Source organism: Flexistipes sp. (genome assembly GCF_036172515.1).
In the GTDB taxonomy this organism is placed as follows: Bacteria; Chrysiogenota; Deferribacteres; order Deferribacterales; family Flexistipitaceae; genus Flexistipes.
In genome coordinates, this window is sequence record NZ_JAXKVW010000002.1 from 128406 (window position 1) to 149698 (window position 21293).

Below are 21293 nucleotides of genomic sequence, written 5' to 3' on the forward strand. Positions count from 1 at the left end.
AAATGATTGAGTTAGGGATACTATTAGGACCTCTTGCAGCAATAATTATAAACGCCTTTTTCGGTAGGCTTTATTTGAAGGAGAAAGCAAGTTATGTATCCATTGCAGGTGTACTCATATCACTTGTGCTCTCCATTCTGACTTTTGTGAGAGTTGCCGGCGGATATCACCTCGATACAGTTGTATACGAATGGGTAATAGCCGGAAATATACACATACCGTTTGGAATTCTTATTGACCAACTAACGGCGATTATGCTTATAGTCGTGACCTTTGTAAGTACAATGGTTCATATCTATTCTCTAGGCTATATGCATCATGATCCTGGTCACTGGAGATTCTTTACATATCTTTCCATTTTTACATTATCGATGCTTATTCTGGTACTTGGCAACAATTTCCTGATGCTTTTTGTTGGCTGGGAACTTGTTGGTCTTTCATCATACCTACTGATCGGTTTTTGGTTTCATAAAGACAGTGCAGCTGATGCCAGTAAGAAGGCTTTCGTGGTCAATAGAATTGGTGACTTCGGTTTTTATATAGGACTATTACTGGTTATAATTACATTTAACAGTCTCAGTTACAGCGACGCATTCAATATCCATGCGATAGAACAGGCAAAAGAGATAACTTATCCGATATTCGGCATCCAGATGAGTCTTCTGGATATAATGACTTTTGGACTTTTCTGCGGTGCAATTGGAAAATCTGCTCAATTTCCCCTGCATGTATGGCTGCCGGATGCTATGGAAGGTCCTACTCCGGTTTCAGCATTAATACACGCAGCTACAATGGTTACAGCCGGTGTTTACATGGTAGCACGCTGTAATCCTCTTTTCGCTCAGGCTGAGGTTACCAGTGTAATTGTAGTGTATGTGGGTGCAATTACAGCCTTTTTAGGGGCAACAATCGGTTTGACACAGTTCGACTTCAAAAGAGTACTGGCTTATTCAACAGTCAGCCAGTTAGGATATATGATAATGGCTGCAGGTGCGGGAGCATATGTGGCGGCAATATTCCACCTGTTCACACATGCATTCTTCAAAGCTCTGCTCTTTCTCTGCTCAGGTAGTGTAATGCATGCTATGCAGGATGAACTGGACATCAGAAAGATGGGCGGGCTTATTAAGAAGATGCCTATTACCGGCTATACCTTTTTGATTGGATGTATTGCAATAGCAGGTATTCCACCGCTTGCAGGCTTCTGGAGTAAAGACGAAATTCTTGCTATGACCTTTTCCGCTGATTTTAAGTTTGCATGGTTTATCGGTGCAGTGGTTGCTTTTATGACTGCATTTTACATGTTTAGGCTTTGGTGGATGGTCTTCAAAGGTGAACCAAGGGATAAGCACCTTTACGATCATGCTCATGAATCACCGTCTTCAATGACAGTACCGCTTATTTTGCTTGCGATACTTTCGGTTGTTGTGGGTGCTATATTCGGATATCCGCTTGAAAACGGTTACATACATTCTTTCCTCGGACCGGTACTTACACCGGCTCATGCCGGAGCACATCATATGAGTGCTGCACTTTCAACCGGCTTGATGATTTTATCAATTGTTCTTGCAGCAGCAGGTATATATGTATCGTATCTTTATTACATTCAAAAACCCGAACTGCCCGGTAAAACGGTTAAAGCCTTTAAGCCGGTGCATAACTTCTTTTACCGTAAATGGTACTTTGATGAAGTGTATGATGCAGTTATTATCCAGCCGATTGTGCTTATTTCAAGATTCCTGTGGAAAGGATTCGACAACAATGTGATAGATTTTATAGTGAATGGTGTCGGATGGATTGCAAGATCACTGGGAAGCTTTCTCAGGATTATTCAGACCGGCCGTATGCAGACTTATCTGTTCACAATGGTGCTGGGTGTTGTGATTTTACTATCAATATTTTATATGGGATATTAGGGGGAAGGTCATGATAGATAACATTTTGACTACACTTATATTTTTCCCGCTTCTGGCTGCATTTCTGATCTTTTTGTTCTTCAGAAGCGGAAAAGCCACAATGTGGGCTACTTTTGTGGCCAGCGTTATTGAACTGATAATGACAATGCCCCTGATGTTTAACTTTAACAAGGGGACTGCAGCTATGCAGTTTGTTGAAAAAGTAGACTGGATTCCGGCTTTTGGTATTCAGTATTATCTTGGCGTTGACGGTATATCAGTACTAATGATTTTTCTTACAACTCTTCTTACAGCGATTGCAATACTGGGGTCTTTTACGTATATACAAAAAAGACAGAGAGAATTTTACCTTTCCATGCTGGTATTAGAAACAGGTATGGTAGGGGTTTTTCTTGCTCTTGACTTCTTTCTCTTTTACATCTTCTGGGAAGCAATGCTTATTCCCATGTATCTGATAATCGGTGTATGGGGCGGCCCAAGACGTATATACGCTGCAGTTAAGTTTTTCCTATATACATTGGGCGGTTCCCTGTTGATGATGCTGGCAATTATTGCACTTTACTTTAAACATGGTGCTATTACCGGAGTATATACATTTGATATCTTACAAATTGCATCTGTTACTTATCCCGCTGAATTTCAAATATTTGTATTCCTGGCGTTTTTCCTTGGGTTTGCTATTAAGGTTCCCATGTTCCCGTTTCATACATGGCTTCCGGATGCACACGTGGAGGCTCCAACAGCCGGTTCAGTCATACTGGCAGGAGTACTGTTGAAAATGGGTACTTACGGCTTTCTGCGTTTCTGCCTCCCCATTACGCCTCTTGCGTCAATAAAATTTGTTCCATTGATTGCAACACTTTCCGTAATTGCAATTATTTACGGTGCATTAGTGGCAATGGTGCAGGATGATATCAAGAAACTTGTGGCGTATTCTTCAGTCAGTCACATGGGTTTTGTTACATTGGGAATTTATGCCTTTAACCCTGCCGGAATTGAAGGTGGCATACTTCAGATGTTTAACCATGGGATAATTACAGGGGCCCTTTTCCTTTTGGTGGGGCTTATTTACGAAAGAACTCATACACGTATTATCAACGAATACGGTGGTATTGCTGCGAAAGTGCCGGTATTTGCGACATTTTTTCTTATTTTTACTATGGCATCAGTAGCTCTGCCGAGTATGGGCGGTTTTATTGGTGAATTTCTCATACTGGTTGGTAGTTTTCAGGCATTTTCAAATTATGCGATAGTAGCTACAATCGGTGTTATTTTTGCAGCAGTTTATATGTTGTGGATGTATCAGCGGGTGTTTTTCCACAAATTGAACCCAAAATGGGAGAAACTGCTGGATGTGAATGTCCGGGAAGTAATATATATGGCACCGTTGATTATACTGGTGTTCTGGGTAGGTCTATATCCGGAAACTTTTACCTCATACATGCATGAGAGCGTGGCAAAATTGGTTGAAAATATCCAAGCTGTTAAAGTAGCGATGAAATAAGGAGGAGATAATGGGTCAAAGTATAATTGCGATTATGCCTGAAGTTCTGATGACTTTTTTTGCAATTGGCCTTCTGGTTATAGATTTGGTTGCAAGTGATGAGAAAAAGTCAGGCATAGCATATTTCGGAATAGCCTTTATATTGATAACACTATTATTAACAATACCGGTCAGCGGATTCAAGGTAGTTGGTTTTGACGGAATGCTTGTCTGGGATTCTTATGCTTATGCATTTTTTGTAGTATTCAGCATAGCTTTTATACTTGGTTCCTTAGGTGCTGTGGACTATATGAAAAGACTTGGTATTAATAAAGGTGAATATTACATAATTATGTTCCTTAGTATCATAGGGATGCTGTTTATGGTCAGTGCAACTGATTTGACCATACTCTATCTTGGAATGGAGACAATGGCTCTTTCAATGTATATTATAGCCGGATTTAATAAATGGAATATGAAATCCAATGAATCCGGAATAAAATACTTTATTATCGGTGCATTTTCATCAGCTATATTTCTATTTGGTCTATCCTATGTATATGGATACACAGGCAGCACAAAATATGCTGAAATTGCACAGATGATATCAGCAAACGGTCTGGATCACTTAAGCTTGAAACTTGGTTTGGTAATGATGCTTGCCGGTCTCGCATTCAAAATCTCGGCTGTTCCTTTCCATATGTGGGCTCCTGATGTTTACTCAGGTGCACCTACACCAGCTACAGGATTTATGACTGTAGCACCTAAGGCTGCAGCTTTCGGCGCTCTTATTAGATTTATCTGGGTAGCTTTAGAGCCCGCTACAGCTTCATGGCAGCTGTTTTTCAGTATATTAGCTGTTCTGACTATGACTTACGGTAACCTTGTTGCTATAGCCCAGAACAATGTTAAAAGAATGCTTGCTTATTCAGCTATTTCTCATGCTGGTTATATGCTTATAGGTGTTGTGGCTGCAAATGATTTGGGATATCAGGCGATAGCACTGTATATGATTATATACGGCTTCATGAATATAGGAGCTTTTACAATTCTGGCTCAGATGAAGAATAAGGGCGTTATTGAAGATGAAAGGCTGGAAAGTTTTGCAGGTCTGTCTAAGAGTAATCCTCTGACGGCTCTGGCTATGCTGTTATTTATGTTTTCACTTGCGGGCATTCCTCCTCTGGCTGGGTTTATAGGTAAATTTTATATTTTTGCCGCTGCGATAAAGAGCAATTTTGTGTGGCTGGCTATTGTCGGTGTACTGAACAGTGCTGTAGCATGCTATTACTACATGCGTGTCACAATCTTCATGTATTTTAAAGAGCCTGAATACGAGGTTGAAGCTGACTTACAACCAGCAGGTGCCATTGTCACTTTTGTTGCCACTGTTTTTGTTATACTTATAGGAGTCTTCCCAACATTCTTTGTGAATTTAGTAAAGAATATGGTAATATAGTAAAAAAGGGTGTGATATAATGGCTGAGATAACGATTAAGAAAGCACTTGAAGATGCTAAAGAGAAAGAGATTCTGGCTTATGAATTTTACAAAAAGCTGGAAAACATAGTGTCAGACTTGGGTGCAAAATCCATAATAAGAGAGCTTGCCGAGGAAGAGGTCAAACACAAAGAATTTATTGAAAAAGTTATTGAAACCGGAAAAATCGATGAATTTACGATGAATACCAAATGTTATTATACTGACCTGGGTATTTCCAAAATAGTAATTCCTGAGGTCATTACGGAGGATTTGTCTGTACAGGATGTTCTCAGAATTGCAATGAAACATGAAGATAATTCCAGAATATTTTATGAAAAAATGGCTGAACGCTTTAAAGGGGAAGAAGCCGAGGAAGTTTTTCAAAAACTGGCAGTTGAAGAGTCATGCCACAGAAATAATATACAAGAAATTTATGACAATATAATACTTAGTGAGAATTAAAAAAGCCGGCTTAAGCCGGCTTTTTTATTATCTACCAAAATATCGTGAGAATCAATGTCCAATACTTATATTAATATAACAGTATCAAAGTATATCAAAATTTTTACAAATTATTTCATATAAGTCCAACAATGCATCTTACATTGATTTTGAACTCAAAAAAAATTATAAATTAATATATGAGACTTTTGAATAACTCTATTTGCCATGCTGAATTTATTTCAGCATCTCGTATTATCAATAAGTTATGAGACCCGAAACAAGTTCAGGGTGACAACATCCCAAATATTCAAAAGTCTCTATATTCTAAATGGGCACCGGAGGAAATTATGAGTGAATGTATCAGTATAATCGGTGGTGGAAGCTGGGGAACTGCTCTTGCTGATCTTATAGCCGGCAATGGATACGAAGTGACTGTTTTTGCTAAGGAAAAAGAGGTTGTTGAGGGTATAAATAAAGATAATGAAAATGGTCTGTTCCTTGCGGGGCACAAACTGCACAGTAGTATTAAGGCAGAGGCTTTGGAGAAAATTAAGGAGAGTAAAGTCCCCAGAGCTGTTTGGGCTGTACCAACGCAATTCAGCAGGGATGTAGCAGCTATGGCACTGCATGCACTTGAAAACAGCTCAGTAATGATTGCAACAAAGGGAATAGAAATAAGTACCGGTGAGCTGATATACGATATTTTGAATGAAGAGCTAAACAGTAACCTTACGATTTTGTCAGGACCCTCCTTTGCTAAAGAGGTTGCCGCTAAAAAGCCGACTGCAGTCAGTATAGCATCAAATGAAGAAACGGAGAGAATTTACTGGCAAAAGGTGGTCTCAAACACATTCTTCAGGGCTTATACTTCTGAAGATGTTATTGGTGTTGAAGTCGGTGGAGCAATCAAAAATGTCATTGCTATAGCTACCGGCATATCAGATGGATTGGGATTTGGGCTTAATGCGAGGGCTGGTCTGATTACCAGAGGTTTGGCTGAGATAACCCGCCTGGGGCTTTCACTTGGGGCAAAACATGAAACGTTTATGGGGCTGAGCGGCATGGGTGATCTTGTTCTAACAGCCACCGGTGATTTAAGCAGGAATAGAAATGTAGGGCTGAAGATTGCAGAAGGCTTGAGCTTAACAGAAATAACGGAAAACATGAAGATGGTGGCTGAAGGTGTATATACTGCTAAAGCAGCACATTTTTTATCAGATAGAATAAAAGTTGATATGCCGATTACAAAAGAGGTTTATAAAATATTGTATGAAAATAAAAAACCTTACCAATCAGTGATGGACTTAATGAGCAGAGACCTTAAGTCTGAAAGTGTAAAATAACATAAATAATATTTGAGAGGTTATATATGATTAATCTGATTCTTTGTGGAGGAAGCGGGACACGGCTGTGGCCTCTGAGCAGAAAACATCTGCCAAAACAGTTTGTTAAAATTTTTGATGGAGAATCGCTTTTTCAGAAAACAGTAAAAAGGAATATGCATCTCTGTGACGAGCTGTTCATAATTTCCGGTGAAAACCAGTATTTTCTTGCGGTGGATCAACTTGAAGAACTTGATATTTTAAAAAATAAAAAAGTCAGGTTTTTTCTGGAATCGGAAGGGAGAAACACAGCGCCTGCAATTGCATTAAGCTGTTTTGATATGGATCCTCAGGAAACTGTATTAGTTTGCCCGTCAGATCACATAGTCTCCGATCCCGATGTATATGAGCAGGCTGTTGCCCGGGCAGCGGAGCTTGCGGAGGACGAAAATCTTGTTACTTTCGGAATTTCTCCTTCATATCCTGAAACAGGATACGGATATATACAAGCAAAGGGTGAAGATGTCAGAGCATTCAAAGAAAAGCCTGATGCTGCGACTGCCCAAAAATACTTAAAAAGCGGAGATTATTTATGGAACAGCGGAATGTTCTGTTTTAAATCCAGCACTATTCTTAAAGCGATGGCTAAACACGCCAAAGATATTTTTGAAGCCAGTGAAAATGCATACAATAACAGATCAATAATTGGAGAGAATCAGTTTAAAATAAAAAAGAAAGACATGCAGAGTATTCCGGCTGAAAGTATAGATTATGCAGTTATGGAACGGACTGATAATGTTAAGGTAGTCTACGGAGAGTTTGGCTGGAATGATGTTGGAAGTTTTAAGTCATTGTTTGATCTGTCTGAAAGGGATATTGTAAATAATGCAGTACTGAATCTTCAAACTGAAAAAGCCTTGGAACCGGTGGTGATAAACGCCCGCAATAACCTTATAATAAACAATAAAAGGCAGATTGCGATAATAGGGGAGGACAATCTCGTGGTGGTGGACACAGATGATGCTCTGCTTATTGCCAACAAGTCGGAAAGCCAGAAGGTTAAAGAGATTGTTAACCAGCTAAAGGAAAGAGGTTCTGAACTCGCAGAAATTCACAAAACGGTCATAAGGCCATGGGGGTCATATGCGATACTTGAGGAGGGTCCGCAGTATAAAATTAAAAAGATTACAGTAAAAGCTGGTAAACGCCTCTCTCTTCAGAAGCATTTCCACAGAAATGAACACTGGGTGGTTGTGAGCGGAACGGCGAAGGTAACTCTGGATGATGAAGTTTTTCTGCTGAGGCAGAACGAATCCACATTTATTAAAATGGGAGCTGAGCACAGGTTGGAGAATCCCGGCAATATAGAATTGGTCATAATTGAATCGCAGGTGGGGGAGTATACCGGTGAAGATGATATCGTCAGAATCGAAGATGATTTTAAAAGGAACGAATAATAATTATTTTTTCCAAAAGTACGGAGTAAAGATTATTATAAATGAATAAAGCTCTAACCTTCCGGCAATCATTGCAAAGCTTAAGACCCATTTAATGTAGCCGCTGAAACCGGCATAATTGTCCATAGGCCCGGCTGAGCCGAATGCGGGACCTATGTTGCCGATAGTTGCAAGAGAGGCGGTGAGTGAGGTCATAAGGCTGTTACCGCCAGAGGCAACTATAACTGTTACAATAATATTTGTTGCTATATAAAGAAAAAAGAATCCCGATACTGCATAAACGATGTCTTTTTTAACAGGCATCTTGTTTAATTTGATTGTAAATATACCGCGGGGATGCAATAAAAATTTCATTTCATTCAAGGACTGCTTAAAAAGAAGCAAAATACGAACTACTTTGATTCCACCGGCGGTTGAACCTGAACAACCTCCAACAAACATAAGTGAAAACAGAATTATTTGGGACAAAAACGGCCAGGATTCGTAATTATCAGTGACAAAGCCTGTTGTTGTTATAAAACTAAGAGCTTGAAAAATGGCAAGTCTGAAAGATTCTTCTCCGCCTGACTCAAAATTATAATACAAATTCAAAGTAACGATCACAGTTGAAGTGAGAATAATAATTATAAAAGCTTTTATTTCGGAATTATTAAAAATATTTTTAAAATTGCCTGTAATTAAATTAAAATGAAGCGCAAAGTTCGCACTGGCAAGAAACATAAAAAAGGCTATCACATACTGAATAAAAGGTGAGCCGTAGTGGGCTATGCTGTTCTGTTTGGGTGAGAAACCGCCGGTTGACAGGGTGGAAAATGTATGGGTAACGGAATCAAAGAAAGTCATGCCGCCAAATACAAGCAAAACAATAAGTACAACTGTCAGTGATAAATATATAAGCCATAAATATTTAGCAGTAGTGGTAATGCGGGAGGAAATTTTATCCACAGATGGGCCTGGAGCTTCAGCTTTGATCAGTTGTAGCCCCCCGATACCCAGCAGAGGTAGAATTGCAACAGTCAGAACAACAATTCCCATTCCCCCGAGCCATTGTGTTAAAGACCGCCACATCAAAAGTGATTTGGGCAAGCTTTCTATATCCCCTAAAATTGAAGCACCTGTTGTTGTGAATCCGGAAGCAGTCTCAAAAAAAGCGTTGGTAAACTGCGGAATATCACCGCTTAAATAAAAAGGCACAGCCCCGAAAAAAGAAGCTGTGATCCATGCAAGGCTCACAAGTAGAAAGCTTCCTTTTGTTGATAATATTTTTTGATTTGACTTTTTGTTTAGGAGTAAAAATAACAGGGAGATGGAAACAATTATTATAATGGTTATTTGAAAAGACTTGAACGCAGAGATTTCATTGTAGTAAAGAGAGGTCAAACTGCACAAAAACATAAAAAAAGCGAGTATGAGCCAGATTACACTAAGTGTTTTGAATACAAGTGAAAATCTCATAAGCCTATTTTGATATAAATTCTTCGATTTTGTCTATTGCACTTTTCTTTGCGAAGAGAATCAAGTTGTCACCTTCATCCAAAATGAAATTGCCGTCAGGAATAATATTTTTATTGTTTCTGTTTATTGCAACAATAAGAGAATTTTTAGGTAAAGCGAGATTTTTTATGGGAACATTTTTGTGTTTGCTTTTTGGTTGGATTGTAAATTCTATAATCTCGGCTTTACCGTCAAAAAGGCTGTAGACACCCTTAATATTGCCTTTGCGTATATGTTTTAAAATAGCATTTGCCGAACTGATTTTCGGGCTGATAGTTGAGTCTATGCCAAGTTTTGCCGCCATATTCAGATAATTGACTTTGCTTACAAGCGAAATTGTTTTTTTTATGCCACTCTCTTTGGCATAAACAGATGTTAAAATATTAAGTTCTTCATTATCGGTAACCGATAGCATCAGGTCAAAAGAACCGAGATCCTCTTCATCAAAAATACTCTCGTCAGATATATCTGCATGTATAACTGTAATATCCGGTATCTGTTCTGCAATTTGTTTGCATTTGTTATAATCTTTTTCGATCAGCTTTACATTTTTATCTATAGAAGCCAGATATTCGGCTACAAATTTTCCAGTTCTTCCCCCGCCTACGATAACAATGTGCTTCAACCGCTTAAATATTACACCGGATTTGGAGAGAAATCTGTTCACCCCGACCCTTTCTCCGGTAACAAAAAGGTGATCGCCTTCATAAACTTTTGTATCCCCTTTGGGAATGATGATATCATTTTTTCGCAGGATGCCGGTAATCAGGTATTCTTCGCTTATTTTTTGTCTTATATCTTTTACGCTTGCCCCGTTTAGAATGGAATCCTTGTGAATGAAAAGGTCCCGAAGCTGCAGGTTTCCGCTTTCAAAAGTTGTGGTGCCTGCGGTCACGCCCTGTTGAATAGTATTTACTATCGAACGGGCTGCCTCCAGTTCAGGATTTACTACAAAATCAACACCTACATAATTATTCTGGAGAAGATTACTTCGTGAGTAGTCAAGACGTCTTACACGAGCTATCTTGGTTTTAAGCTTAAGCTCACTGGAGACCAGAAAACATGTAATGAGGTTGACTTCATCTGAGTCGGTTACTGCAATAAAAATATCATCCTTCTCTATATCAAGAGATCTGATAAGATCCATGTCCGTGCCTTCACCTTTGACTACCATGCAGTCAAGATGAGTCTGGGCATATTTCACTTTATTGATATTTTTGTCTATCAGGACAACGTCTTTGTTTTCCTTTATCAGCTGCTCAGCAAGGTGATAACCGACTTCGCCTGCTCCTACTACTATTACTTTCATTTTTAACTCTCAAAAACAATATTTGATGGAATCTTATAATTTAATATTAATACACCGATTTTGCAAATTATTTTGTCTCCGGTGTTAACTTAAGTTCATAAGATATCTTAACAGCTTGGCGCAAAAAAGCCAGGTTTTATGAAGAGGGAGATTATTATATCTTTTATAACCAAATTTCAACAAGTTTTTTACTATTGATTTTTAATATCAACAGCTTTATTTGTAAATGACTGTTTATGAATGAATTATTCTTTATTGGACTACTTATTATAATCGGTTATTTTGCCGGTCTGCTTTTGGAAAAAGCAGGAATTCCTAAAATCATAGGATATATTGTCACCGGCGTGATTTTCAGTCCGTATACTTTTGAATTTGTCCCTGAAAATATATTAAGAAGTACAAGCCCTTTAATAGATACCTGCCTGGGATTTATTATATTTGAAGTGGGCGGCTCACTTAAATGGTCTAAACTTAAAAATTATAAAAAACAGCTTGTCAATATATTACTTTTTGAAAGTTTAACCACCTATATATTAATTATTTCTGTACTTGTTGCAGCAGGCTATATTTTTGCGGATCTTTTCACAGTTGAGTTTCTGTGGATCTTTATCCTTGCGCTTTTGTTAGCCCCCATGGGAGCTCCCACAGATCCCACTGCAACTTTTGCCATTATTCATGAATACGGTGCAAAGGGTAACGTTTCAAATACAATTATTGAAGTGGCGGCACTGGATGATGCAATGGGCGTTTTTTTGTTCAGTTTGTCAACCAGTGCAGCTTTTATATTGGCAGGAGACAGCGGCAGCAGCATAAGTATCTCCTTGTTAAAAGCCTGTTATACGATTATGGGAGCCCTGGGGTTTGGATTCCTGTGCGGATGGTTAACGCGAAAAATAAGTAATTTTTTAAATATAAGAAATGAAGGGCAGTGGATAGTTTTGCTGGCAGCGTTTATAATCTTTACTTTTGGCTTATCATCAATGCTCGGACTGGACGAAATTCTTGCTGTGATGGCTTTTGGGGCTTATACCACTAATTTTAACGAGCAGCAGGAGCAGATATTTAATATTATAGAGCGATATACGGAAGAATTGATTATTTTGTTTTTTTTCTTATTGTCCGGTTTACACATAGACATAACGGCAATAGCAAATGCAGCCCCTATTATCGGGATTTTTGTGATTTTCAGAATATTGGGTAAATATTTTGGTGCAAGAACAGGGGCGTACTTCGGCGGTGCTCCGAAGGAAGTGAGGAAATGTATCGGTGGCGGACTTTTGCCTCAGGGAGGTATCGTTATCGGTTTGGCACTGATGATATCTCAGGATCCTGCGTTTGCTGTAATATCTGATACTTTGCTGGCAACAGTTATGGGCAGTACTGTTTTAAATGAAATTATAGGTCCTTTTGGTGCTAAGACAGCCTTAAAAAAAGCAGGTGAAATTTAAGCAAATTGAATGTGTTTATAACATTTAATCAATAAATTTCGTAAACAGCGACTCGACCGTCAAGGTTGGCGTTTCTTAATGGAATTTTGCGTGTCGTTCTAAGCCCCACACTTTTTATCAGCTCCCTTCTGCCAAAATATATATAAGCTGTCGAACCTTTACAGTTTTGTTTCAGGAAATCACCCATCTGCTTGACAAAATCTTCCATTCTCAAATTTTTACCGATACGTTTTCCATAGGGCGGATTTGTGACTATTGTTTTATTCTGAAGTTTTAAGTCTCTGAAATCGGAATTTTGTATTTCTATATTTTCTCCATTGGGAAGAGCGGAAAGATTTTGCCGGGTGAATTTGACAGCCGTTACATCTATGTCATAACCGCTTATTAGATTTTTGTCCAAAGGTTTTATGTTTTCACTGGCATTCTTTTTTATTTTTTGCCAAACACTATTGTCAAAATCGGGCATATGCATAAATCCGAAATGCTTTCTCAGATATCCTGCAGGTATATTACAGTGCTTGATTAACGCCTCAGCCAGGATTGTACCCGAGCCACACATAGGATCAATCAATGGTTTTTCACCATCCCACCCGCTTATATCTATCAGAGCGGCTGCCACATTTTCCATCATGGGCGCTTCTACTGCATTTTTTCTGTATCCTCTTCTGTGAAGAGAGCCGCCTGAAGTTTCCAGACTGAGAACAGCTTTATTGTTGTTGATTAGTATATGAAACCATACATCAGGAGTCTTGGGGTTGACGTCGGGGCGTTCGCCATACTTTTTTCTGAACTGATCGACAATTGCATCCTTAACACACAAACCAGCATATTGGGAATGGTTTATAATACTGCCGGCAACGTTTGCAAAAACGGCAAATGTATCATGCAAATCCATGAAATCACTGAAATCGATTTTTCTGACAGTATTGTAGAGATATCTTGTGCTGTGGCAGTCAAAACTGATTAAAGGTGCAACAATCCTGGTTGCTATTCGTGTATAGTAATTGATTTTATATAGAGTTTCAGGGCTGGAGGTGAAAAAAACGCCTTTGAAAGATTTCTCTATATCTTTTGCACCAAGTTTTTCTGCTTCTGCCGAAAAAAATTCTTCCAGCCCCTCGGCAGTTTGTGCAAAATATCTGTTGGTTTTCTGATATTGATACATTATGTCTCCTTGGAAAGACGGTGATGTTATAGTCTACAGGAAAAATTGTCAATATTTATACTGCTCTGCCGCTACGTTGTTTTTCAGTAAAAAAACATTTTCTGAAAAAAAGTCTTGCACAATGTATAATATGGTGTATTATACACATCAAAGTAGTACAGAAGTATTTAGAAGCGTGCTGTATTCTTTCTGGATACGGTTTCTTGTTTTCGATTAACTTCCACTACTCAAATAAAATATCCCGGAAAGGGAACGAGAGGTTATGTTATGGAATTAGGAACAGTCAAATGGTTTAGTGATGCAAAAGGATTTGGATTCATCACAAAAGAAAATGGTGATGATGTGTTTGTTCACTATACCGCAGTGCAAAAAGACGGATTTAAAAGCCTTAGTGAAGGCGAAAAGGTTCAATTCGAAGTTGAAAAAACACCAAAAGGTGCTTCAGCTGTAAACGTTCAGGAAGTATAAACCTATTTAATTCTAAAAAAGCACAAAGCCCCGTCTTTATAAGGCGGGGCTTTTTATTTTCTCTTTTAATTTCATGATTTTTCTGTAGGAATTTTCAATATTTTCTTTATCTACGACTTTATTCTTAACCGCCTGCTTCAAAATTGATATTACTTTGTTTGGAAGATATTTATCCGGATTAAAGTAATTGGCAAATATCAGAATGTCACATCCGGCATTTACTGCTTTTATGACAACCTCTTCCATGGAATAATATCTGCTCAGAGCTTTCATCTGTAAATCGTCAGAAATTACTGCACCGCCAAAGCCGAGCTGTTTTCGTAAAATATTGCCGATAATTTTCTGTGAGAGGGTTGCAGGATATCTTTTATCTAAGTGCCTGTTAAACAGGTGCCCTACCATAACGCTGTCAGCCAAATTATCTTTTATGAGGCTCTTAAAAGGTTTTAGCTCATTCTCCGACCATGTTTCTGTTATGTCAGTAATACCTTTATGACTGTCTTTAAGAGCACTGCCGTGTCCCGGGAAATGTTTTAAAGTGGTTAATATATTAAATTCGTGATGGGCTGTGATAAATGCTCGGGCATATTTTATCACTGTATGAGGGTTTTTAGAGAAGCTGCGCTCCAAAGCTCCGATAGCGGGGGAGTTTTCGTTAATATTAAGATCAACCACCGGCGCCAGATTGAAATTAATCCCTGTTTTTTTTAGCTGGGAAGCCATCTTTTTGTACTGTTTTAAAGCTTTATTTGTTGTCAGCATATCGGCTGTATCTTCCGCAGTCTTGTAATCAGTGAAACCGTTTGTTTTACTAAGTCGCTGTACATTGCCGCCTTCCTGGTCGACTGCAATAAACAATGTCTCTGAGGAAATATTCTGCAAATAGGAAGTGAGCTGTTTAATCTGGGAAGGGGAAGTTATATTTCTTTTCAAAAGCAAAATACCGCCCACCCGTTTTTCTTTTATCTGTTCTGCAACTGTTTCTGTCCATCCGTTATTTACCGCTGTTCCTTTAAAACCGATCATTATCATCTGGCCTATCTTTTCTTCAAGAGTTACTGCAGAGGCATTAGAAGTAATGGTAAAAAACAGCAATAAAAGTAATCGTATCATATTCACACTCTGACTTTTTTGTTTTCAGCTGCATTATAGATTAATATTTTTATCCGGTAAAGATAAGCTGACGTCACCCCATTTTTCGCAGTGCAAATATTTTTCAATGTAATTTGCACGCATTTCACAGCCGAAACTCGAAACTACTGCCGCTAACCGCCTACACCCTCCTCTCATAATTGTTTTTATTTGCAGATAGTTATCCACTTTGCATTCCAACACAGGGTGTGACCGCTAACCGGCAGTACGTTTCTCTAGCACCAGCCGAAAGGCTGGTAAATATGTGGAACACATTCGACATCGGCTGCTTCATTTGTGCAAATTACATTGAAATCAGTGTCATGTTAACTAAGTATATGTAAAACAATATTTTTATATAATTTTTGGGGTGATATCAATAAAGATAAGCCCTTGTAAATTCTTTTTTAATTCGTTAGCCTTGGATAAAACAAAACACAGGAGCAGTAATATGAGCAATAATTCTCCGGAAAAGATTATTTATTCGATGAACAGGGTGAGTAAAAGATATCAAAATAAGGAAGTAATTAAAGATATTTCCCTGTCGTATTTTTATGGGGCTAAAATCGGCGTAGTCGGTTTGAACGGTGCAGGCAAAAGTACTGTTCTTAAAATTATGGCAGGGGTCGATAATGATTTTGAAGGCGATGTTTCCATTTCACCCGGCTATTCAATAGGCTATCTTGAACAGGAGCCGGAGCTGGACAAATCCAAAACAGTGAAGGAAATTGTCAGTGAGGGAGCCGGGGAAGTGGTTGATTTGTTAAATGAGTTTAATGAAGTAAGTGAAAAATTTGCAGAACCTATGTCTGATGATGAGATGAACGACCTCATCACAAGGCAGGGTGAGCTGCAGGAACAGCTGGACAGGCTGGACGGCTGGGATATAGATTCAAAGCTGGATATGGCTATGGACGCTCTCAGGTGTCCTCCGCCGGAAACTCCGGTGGATGTTATATCAGGCGGGGAAAAAAGAAGGGTTGCGTTATGCAGACTCCTTTTGCAAAAACCTGACATTCTTCTCCTTGATGAGCCCACTAACCATCTGGATGCGGAAACGGTAGCATGGCTTGAACAACATTTAAAGCAGTATCCCGGTACTGTTATAGCAGTTACCCACGACAGGTATTTTCTGGACAATGTGGCTGGCTGGATACTGGAACTGGAAAACGGTTACGGTTTGCCCTGGAAAGGAAATTACTCCTCCTGGCTTGAACAGAAACAGGAAGAGTTGCGCCAGAGCAAAAAGAAAGAAAGTGAGAGGCGGAAGACTCTGGAGCGTGAACTTGAATGGATTCGGATGTCAAAAAAAGGAAGACAGTCCAAATCCAAGGCAAGAATCAATTCATATAATGAACTTCTCACTCAGGACAGCAGTGTAAAATCGAAAGATATGCAGATATATATTCCTCCCGGCCCCCGTCTTGGTGATGTTGTTATCGAAGCTGAAGATGTGAGCAAGGTTTATGATGACAGAATTATTTTTGAAGGGATGAGCTTTAAAATGCCAGCCGGGGGAATTGTCGGCGTAATCGGTCCTAACGGAGCAGGTAAAACCACTCTTTTTAAAATGATTACCGGTAAGGAAGAACCCGACAGCGGCTCTATAAAAGTCGGAGACACTGTAAAACTTGCATATGTTGACCAGGAAAGGGATACACTGGAGCCTTCCAAAACCGTTTGGGAAATTATTTCCGAAGGCAACGATGTCATGAATCTGGGTAATGTTGAAGTCAACAGCAGGGCATATGTGGCAAAATTTAATTTCTCCGGAGCAGACCAGCAAAAGAAAGCAAATATGCTTTCCGGGGGAGAAAGCAACAGGGTCCACTTAGCATGTGTTCTAAAAGAAGGAGCAAATGTTCTTTTATTGGATGAGCCGACAAACGATCTGGATGTAAATACTATGAGGGCGCTTGAAGAAGCTCTGGATAATTTTGCCGGGTGCGCCATTGTGATTAGTCACGACAGGTGGTTTCTTGACAGAATTGCCACCCATATCCTTGCTTTTGAAGGGGACAGCAGTGTCGCATGGTTTGAAGGCAATTATTCGGAATATGAAGAGGACAGAAAGAAACGTCTTGGAAACGATGCACTGCAGCCTAAAAGGGTTAAGTACAGGTATCTTACACGTTAATTAGTGCTTAGTTAAGGATTGTAGTAAAAATAAGGGTTGAAATAGTTGCAACACAACAAATCGCCTGAAATATTTAAAGAACGTGAAAGGGTATATTTTGCAACCTTCTTAAATCTCACGAATTTGTAAGAATAATATCGTATCCGGGTATTTCAATCCTTTTAATTCCGTCTTTAGTTAATATGAGACGCACTTTGTAAGAAGAATGTTCTTCATCGGACTTGAACTCGATTACCAGATTGACGTGATAGACTTTGGATGCTGTAATCTTTTTCATGCCTTTTTCGAGAGTGTGCAGAGTAACTGAAGGGTCATCCATCTTTCTGATAAAATGATTGACATTAAATCGGATAATGTCGTTCAGACCTTCTATTTTGTCATTAAATGATTTTAAGATTTTTTTGTTGTTTAATTTTATCTTTTTCTCGTATTTCATTATATCTTCGCCGGTGTACCATGTGGAAAGACTGCTGTCTGCCTTTTGCAGTCGGGTCTGGAGAATTTTTTCGGGGATTTGGTTTTTATTAATAAATCTTACCCGCTCTTTATAAAATCCAAAAAGATTGTAACGTTCAGGGTCGTATATTTTATTTCTGAAATCAAAAACTTTCCTGAAAAATAGTTTGTTTTCAAATATTTGCCTGAACAAATCCTTTATCCTGTCCTTAAACATATAACTGATTACTAAGGCTACGAAAAAGGACAGAGTGAAATTTCCGTATTTTTTCTGAGACAAAAAAGCCACGGTTGTAGCAAAAATCATTGCTATACCTGCTGCTATTGCATAAAGAAAATGCCTGAATTCCACCGCATCCTCTCTTCTTTTTTGAAAAAGAAAGAGTATGTTATAAAAATATTTTTTGAATACCGAATATTTGTAAATTAATTCTTCATTTTTTGAGTCGTCTTCTGATGCGTATGACATTCCCCGGAGTTTTCTGTACTCAATTTCATTGTTGATCATGTTTAGAATTTGGGCATTGATGTCAGATTTATTTTTCGATAAAAAGTCATAGATTCTGAATATATACATTACTGTTAACAGACTGCTGTATTCATCGGTAAATATAAGCAAATCTTTTAAAGGCTGCTGGTTTGTGTTTTCTGTAAAGGCAGGTAATTTCTTAATTTCATGCCTGAAAGCTTGTATTTCTTTGACTAAATTGTTTATGTTTTCATTGCTGTAATGATTTTTTTTTACTTTTTTAGCAAAATCTCTCAAATATGCCCGATATGAGCATATGGTTATTTTGAGTTCGTAGTTTATGTATCCGAAGTGTTTATCAATATTATCTTTTTTTAAATTCATAGAGTTAATTATACTTTTTATTCTTTCAGTTAAATCCGGCAGACTGCTTTTAGGAGTTATTAATCTTACATATCCGTACAAATCTTCGAAAAACTGACTGTTTGAATAGTTATATCTGTTTATCCCCAAATTATTCGGCAGAAAAAAATACAGATTAATATCGTATTCGGTCTTTTTCTTTTTATGATTAATGAGGTAACCCAGTTTTATCTCAAATTGGTTTCTGTCGTGAATTCGTATGAGCTCTTCTATATTCATCAATGCCCCTTATTATTGTTCTGCTTTAAAAGATACTTCCAATATAATATTTTTCTCAGATATTACAACATCATGCAACAGTTTGCTGGATAGGGACTTATTTTAGAAATCTTTTACATTGACTTAAAGTTGTGCTTGTCTATTTTACGGTAAAGCTTCTGTTTGCTATTTAAGCAGGTTGGTGTTATAAGCTATCGGTCAAAAAATTATAAAGAAGGTAAAAAGTAGAATGAGTAAACGTAAAGTAAATGAGAAAATAAGAAATATTGCAATTATTGCACATGTTGATCATGGTAAGACTTCACTGGTTGACAGTCTGTTTAAACACAGCGGACTGTTCAGGGAAAATCAGGATGTGGACGATAGAATTATGGATAATATGGATCTTGAAAAGGAGCGGGGGATCACCATTGCCGCCAAGAACTGTTCCGTGTTTTGGGACGATGTTAAAATAAATATTATAGACACTCCGGGGCACGCTGATTTCGGCGGAGAAGTTGAACGTGCACTCTCTATGGCTGACGGAGCAATTCTGCTTGTGGATGCGTCTGAAGGCCCCTTACCTCAGACAAGGTTTGTGCTGCAAAAAGCTTTTACTGCCGGACTTAAGATGATGGTGGTGGTAAATAAAATTGACAGGAAAGATGCAAGGGTGGACGAAGTTCTGGATGAAATATATGAACTGTTCTTCGATCTTGATGCAAATGATGAGCAGATAGAGTTCCCGGTTGTTTACGCTGTGGGAAGGGATGGTATTGTTAAAAATGAAATGAATGAGCCAGATGGTAATATGGGTATTCTTCTGGATAAAATTGTAGATGAGATGCCGGGTGCTGAATATGAAAGTGATGAGATCCTGCAGATTCTTGTATCAGATCTTGGTTATTCCGATTATCTTGGCAGACTTGCCATAGGAAAAATTTTTAACGGCACTATTAATAATAACGAACAGCTTGTCTGTATCGGGGCGGGCGGTGAAATAAAACCACTTAAAGTAAGTAAGCTGCAGGCCTATGAAGGATTGTCGCTGAAAGAAGTAAACCGTGCTGAAATGGGAGATATTGTTTTAATATCAGGAGCCGATGAGATAAGAATTGGCGATACGATAAGCAAAAAGGATGCTCCAAAAGCTCTGAAAAGAATCAAGGTGGACGAGCCGACTGTTTCCATGAAATTCAGTGCCAACACATCTCCCATGGCAGGTAAAGAAGGCAGTATTGTACAGGCCAGCAAAATTTATGAAAGGCTTTATAAAGAGACATTGAGAAACGTCGCGATAAGACTTGAAGAAACAGATGACAAAGATGCCTTCCTTGTGAAAGGGAGAGGAGAATTTCAACTGGCAATTCTCATCGAAACCATGAGAAGGGAAGGATTTGAGCTTTCAGTGGGCAGACCTGAAGTTATAGTAAAAAAAGATGCAAACGGCAAAGTTCTCGAGCCGGTGGAACATCTCTTTGTGGATTGTGATGAATCTTTTGTGGGTGTTGTTACAGAGAAACTCTCTCTGCGAAAAGCGAGAATGTCTAACTTGGTAAACAGGGGCAGCGGCCGCGTCAGAATTGAGTTTTATATTCCTTCCCGGGGACTCATCGGTTATCGTGACGAGTTTTTATCAGACACAAAAGGGACAGGGGTTCTGAACTCATATTTACATGATTATGAGGAATTCAAAGGGGACATTCCTACACGTTTTACTGGTTCGATAGTTGCCGACAGGAGAGGCAAAGCTGTACCTTATGCCCTTTTTCATCTTGAACCCAGAGGCAGACTTTTTATAACACCCGGAACGGAAATTTATGAAGGTATGATAATTGGGGAATACAATAAAGCAGGTGATCTGGATGTGAACGCCTGCAAGGAGAAAAAACTGACTAATGTCAGAGCTGCGGGCAAGGATGACAATATTCTCCTAAAACCTGTGTCTCCGTTGACACTTGAGCAGGCTATACACTTTATTGCAGAGGATGAGATGGTGGAGGTGACGCCGCAGTCAATAAGATTAAGGAAGTCTTTTCTCCCTTTTCAGAAACGCCAGACGTTGAAATCGAGGAAGCTAAATAATAATTAATGTAACTCAGGTTTCTGGTAGAGCTCTTCTTTGTCGATAAGCTTCAGCCACCCCTTTACGATACGGTATATTAACCATATGTTTGCTGCTGCCAAAATTACAAAGCCTATACCTACCGGGATTAAGATCCCGCCGAGAACTGTCCATAATAATGTATACCAGAATGATCGTATCTGCCATTTTATGTGTGATGCCAACCAGGTATTTTCTGCATCCCCGCGTTTTACATAATCGATAATAACGGCAATGATCAACGTTATTCCGAAAACAAAATAAACAGCCTGAAGTATATAAACAACGTTAATAACAGTTTTCAACCGGCGCAGCTTTTCAGTATCACCGGTTTTTTCCATACTTTCAACTTCGCTCATTTTGCCCTCCGGAAATCTGTATGGCTTTT

Annotated in this window: 16 protein-coding genes; 10 read left to right on the top strand and 6 right to left on the bottom strand. The window is 38.7% G+C overall.

All coding sequences use genetic code 11. The features are described 5' to 3' along the window. The first annotated feature begins 2 nt into the window (after positions 1-2). The 6 genes from nuoL (at position 3) to UMU13_RS02340 (ending at position 8103) form a co-directional block, all read left to right on the top strand. Positions 3-1916, top strand: a complete 1914-nt coding sequence (nuoL, locus tag UMU13_RS02315) for an NADH-quinone oxidoreductase subunit L (protein ID WP_328216930.1) — start codon at positions 3-5, stop codon at positions 1914-1916. A 10-nt stretch (positions 1917-1926) separates the two neighbouring features. Next, positions 1927-3420, top strand: coding sequence for an NADH-quinone oxidoreductase subunit M (locus tag UMU13_RS02320; protein WP_328216931.1), 1494 nt, complete (start codon positions 1927-1929; stop codon positions 3418-3420). A gap of 10 nt (positions 3421-3430) precedes the next feature. Beyond that, entirely contained in the window at positions 3431-4858 is a 1428-nt protein-coding gene (locus tag UMU13_RS02325; protein ID WP_328216932.1) for an NADH-quinone oxidoreductase subunit N, read from the top strand. 19 nt (positions 4859-4877) lie between these two features. Then, positions 4878-5342 carry a ferritin family protein gene (locus tag UMU13_RS02330; protein WP_328216933.1) on the top strand — a complete coding sequence of 155 codons (465 nt, stop codon included), beginning with the start codon at positions 4878-4880 and terminating at the stop codon, positions 5340-5342. A gap of 329 nt (positions 5343-5671) precedes the next feature. Then, positions 5672-6667 carry an NAD(P)H-dependent glycerol-3-phosphate dehydrogenase gene (locus UMU13_RS02335; RefSeq protein ID WP_328216934.1) on the top strand — a complete coding sequence of 332 codons (996 nt, stop codon included), beginning with the start codon at positions 5672-5674 and terminating at the stop codon, positions 6665-6667. A gap of 26 nt (positions 6668-6693) precedes the next feature. Beyond that, the gene (locus UMU13_RS02340) at positions 6694-8103 is read left to right on the top strand and encodes a mannose-1-phosphate guanylyltransferase/mannose-6-phosphate isomerase (protein WP_328216935.1); all 1410 of its coding nucleotides are present in this window, start codon (positions 6694-6696) and stop codon (positions 8101-8103) included. A gap of 3 nt (positions 8104-8106) precedes the next feature. Here UMU13_RS02340 and UMU13_RS02345 read toward each other — a convergent pair whose 3' ends face one another. Both UMU13_RS02345 and trkA read right to left on the bottom strand, forming a co-directional pair. Next, complete coding sequence (locus UMU13_RS02345; protein ID WP_328216936.1) at positions 8107-9558, bottom strand: TrkH family potassium uptake protein; 1452 nt, start codon at positions 9556-9558, stop codon at positions 8107-8109. 4 nt (positions 9559-9562) lie between these two features. Beyond that, positions 9563-10906: a Trk system potassium transporter TrkA gene (gene trkA, locus UMU13_RS02350; RefSeq protein WP_328216937.1), complete on the bottom strand. Its 1344-nt coding sequence runs from the start codon at positions 10904-10906 to the stop codon at positions 9563-9565. 236 nt (positions 10907-11142) lie between these two features. Between trkA and UMU13_RS02355 the strand changes: the two genes are divergently transcribed. Beyond that, positions 11143-12354, top strand: coding sequence for a cation:proton antiporter (locus UMU13_RS02355; RefSeq protein ID WP_328216938.1), 1212 nt, complete (start codon positions 11143-11145; stop codon positions 12352-12354). A gap of 28 nt (positions 12355-12382) precedes the next feature. Here the strand turns inward: UMU13_RS02355 and UMU13_RS02360 are convergent, their stop codons facing one another. Next, a complete protein-coding gene (locus tag UMU13_RS02360; RefSeq protein WP_328216939.1) occupies positions 12383-13519 on the bottom strand; it encodes a THUMP domain-containing class I SAM-dependent RNA methyltransferase in 1137 nt (378 codons plus the stop codon). 267 nt (positions 13520-13786) lie between these two features. Here UMU13_RS02360 and UMU13_RS02365 point away from each other — a divergent pair, with 267 nt between their 5' ends. Next, positions 13787-13987, top strand: coding sequence for a cold-shock protein (locus UMU13_RS02365; protein ID WP_328216941.1), 201 nt, complete (start codon positions 13787-13789; stop codon positions 13985-13987). 36 nt (positions 13988-14023) lie between these two features. Here the strand turns inward: UMU13_RS02365 and nagZ are convergent, their stop codons facing one another. Further along, positions 14024-15100: a beta-N-acetylhexosaminidase gene (gene nagZ / locus UMU13_RS02370; RefSeq protein WP_328216942.1), complete on the bottom strand. Its 1077-nt coding sequence runs from the start codon at positions 15098-15100 to the stop codon at positions 14024-14026. Positions 15101-15569: 469 nt separating this feature from the next. On the opposite strand from nagZ, the gene ettA reads away from it, so the two are divergent. Continuing rightward, on the top strand, positions 15570-17255 hold the full coding sequence (gene ettA, locus UMU13_RS02375) for an energy-dependent translational throttle protein EttA (protein WP_328216943.1): 1686 nt from the start codon (positions 15570-15572) through the stop codon (positions 17253-17255). A 115-nt stretch (positions 17256-17370) separates the two neighbouring features. Here ettA and UMU13_RS02380 read toward each other — a convergent pair whose 3' ends face one another. Further along, the gene (locus tag UMU13_RS02380) at positions 17371-18822 is read right to left on the bottom strand and encodes a hypothetical protein (protein WP_328216944.1); all 1452 of its coding nucleotides are present in this window, start codon (positions 18820-18822) and stop codon (positions 17371-17373) included. Positions 18823-19051: 229 nt separating this feature from the next. Here UMU13_RS02380 and typA point away from each other — a divergent pair, with 229 nt between their 5' ends. After that, positions 19052-20893, top strand: a complete 1842-nt coding sequence (gene typA, locus UMU13_RS02385) for a translational GTPase TypA (protein ID WP_328216945.1) — start codon at positions 19052-19054, stop codon at positions 20891-20893. Here typA and UMU13_RS02390 read toward each other — a convergent pair. Beyond that, complete coding sequence (locus UMU13_RS02390; RefSeq protein WP_328216946.1) at positions 20890-21264, bottom strand: DUF4870 family protein; 375 nt, start codon at positions 21262-21264, stop codon at positions 20890-20892. The genes typA and UMU13_RS02390 overlap by 4 nt on opposite strands. Positions 21265-21293 lie beyond the last annotated feature (29 nt).

Bases quoted from the DNA above. Each gene is read 5' to 3' on its own strand.
- UMU13_RS02335 (WP_328216934.1), top strand. From the start codon at position 5,672: ATGAGTGAATGTATCAGTATAATCGGTGGTGGAAGCTGGGGAACTGCT.
- UMU13_RS02360 (WP_328216939.1), bottom strand. From the start codon at position 13,519: ATGTATCAATATCAGAAAACCAACAGATATTTTGCACAAACTGCCGAG.
- UMU13_RS02345 (WP_328216936.1), bottom strand. From the start codon at position 9,558: ATGAGATTTTCACTTGTATTCAAAACACTTAGTGTAATCTGGCTCATA.
- ettA (WP_328216943.1), top strand. From the start codon at position 15,570: ATGAGCAATAATTCTCCGGAAAAGATTATTTATTCGATGAACAGGGTG.
- typA (WP_328216945.1), top strand. From the start codon at position 19,052: ATGAGTAAACGTAAAGTAAATGAGAAAATAAGAAATATTGCAATTATT.
- UMU13_RS02340 (WP_328216935.1), top strand. From the start codon at position 6,694: ATGATTAATCTGATTCTTTGTGGAGGAAGCGGGACACGGCTGTGGCCT.
- UMU13_RS02355 (WP_328216938.1), top strand. From the start codon at position 11,143: ATGAATGAATTATTCTTTATTGGACTACTTATTATAATCGGTTATTTT.
- UMU13_RS02390 (WP_328216946.1), bottom strand. From the start codon at position 21,264: ATGAGCGAAGTTGAAAGTATGGAAAAAACCGGTGATACTGAAAAGCTG.
- trkA (WP_328216937.1), bottom strand. From the start codon at position 10,906: ATGAAAGTAATAGTAGTAGGAGCAGGCGAAGTCGGTTATCACCTTGCT.
- nagZ (WP_328216942.1), bottom strand. From the start codon at position 15,100: ATGATACGATTACTTTTATTGCTGTTTTTTACCATTACTTCTAATGCC.
- nuoL (WP_328216930.1), top strand. From the start codon at position 3: ATGATTGAGTTAGGGATACTATTAGGACCTCTTGCAGCAATAATTATA.
- UMU13_RS02325 (WP_328216932.1), top strand. From the start codon at position 3,431: ATGGGTCAAAGTATAATTGCGATTATGCCTGAAGTTCTGATGACTTTT.
- UMU13_RS02365 (WP_328216941.1), top strand. From the start codon at position 13,787: ATGGAATTAGGAACAGTCAAATGGTTTAGTGATGCAAAAGGATTTGGA.
- UMU13_RS02320 (WP_328216931.1), top strand. From the start codon at position 1,927: ATGATAGATAACATTTTGACTACACTTATATTTTTCCCGCTTCTGGCT.
- UMU13_RS02330 (WP_328216933.1), top strand. From the start codon at position 4,878: ATGGCTGAGATAACGATTAAGAAAGCACTTGAAGATGCTAAAGAGAAA.
- UMU13_RS02380 (WP_328216944.1), bottom strand. From the start codon at position 18,822: ATGAATATAGAAGAGCTCATACGAATTCACGACAGAAACCAATTTGAG.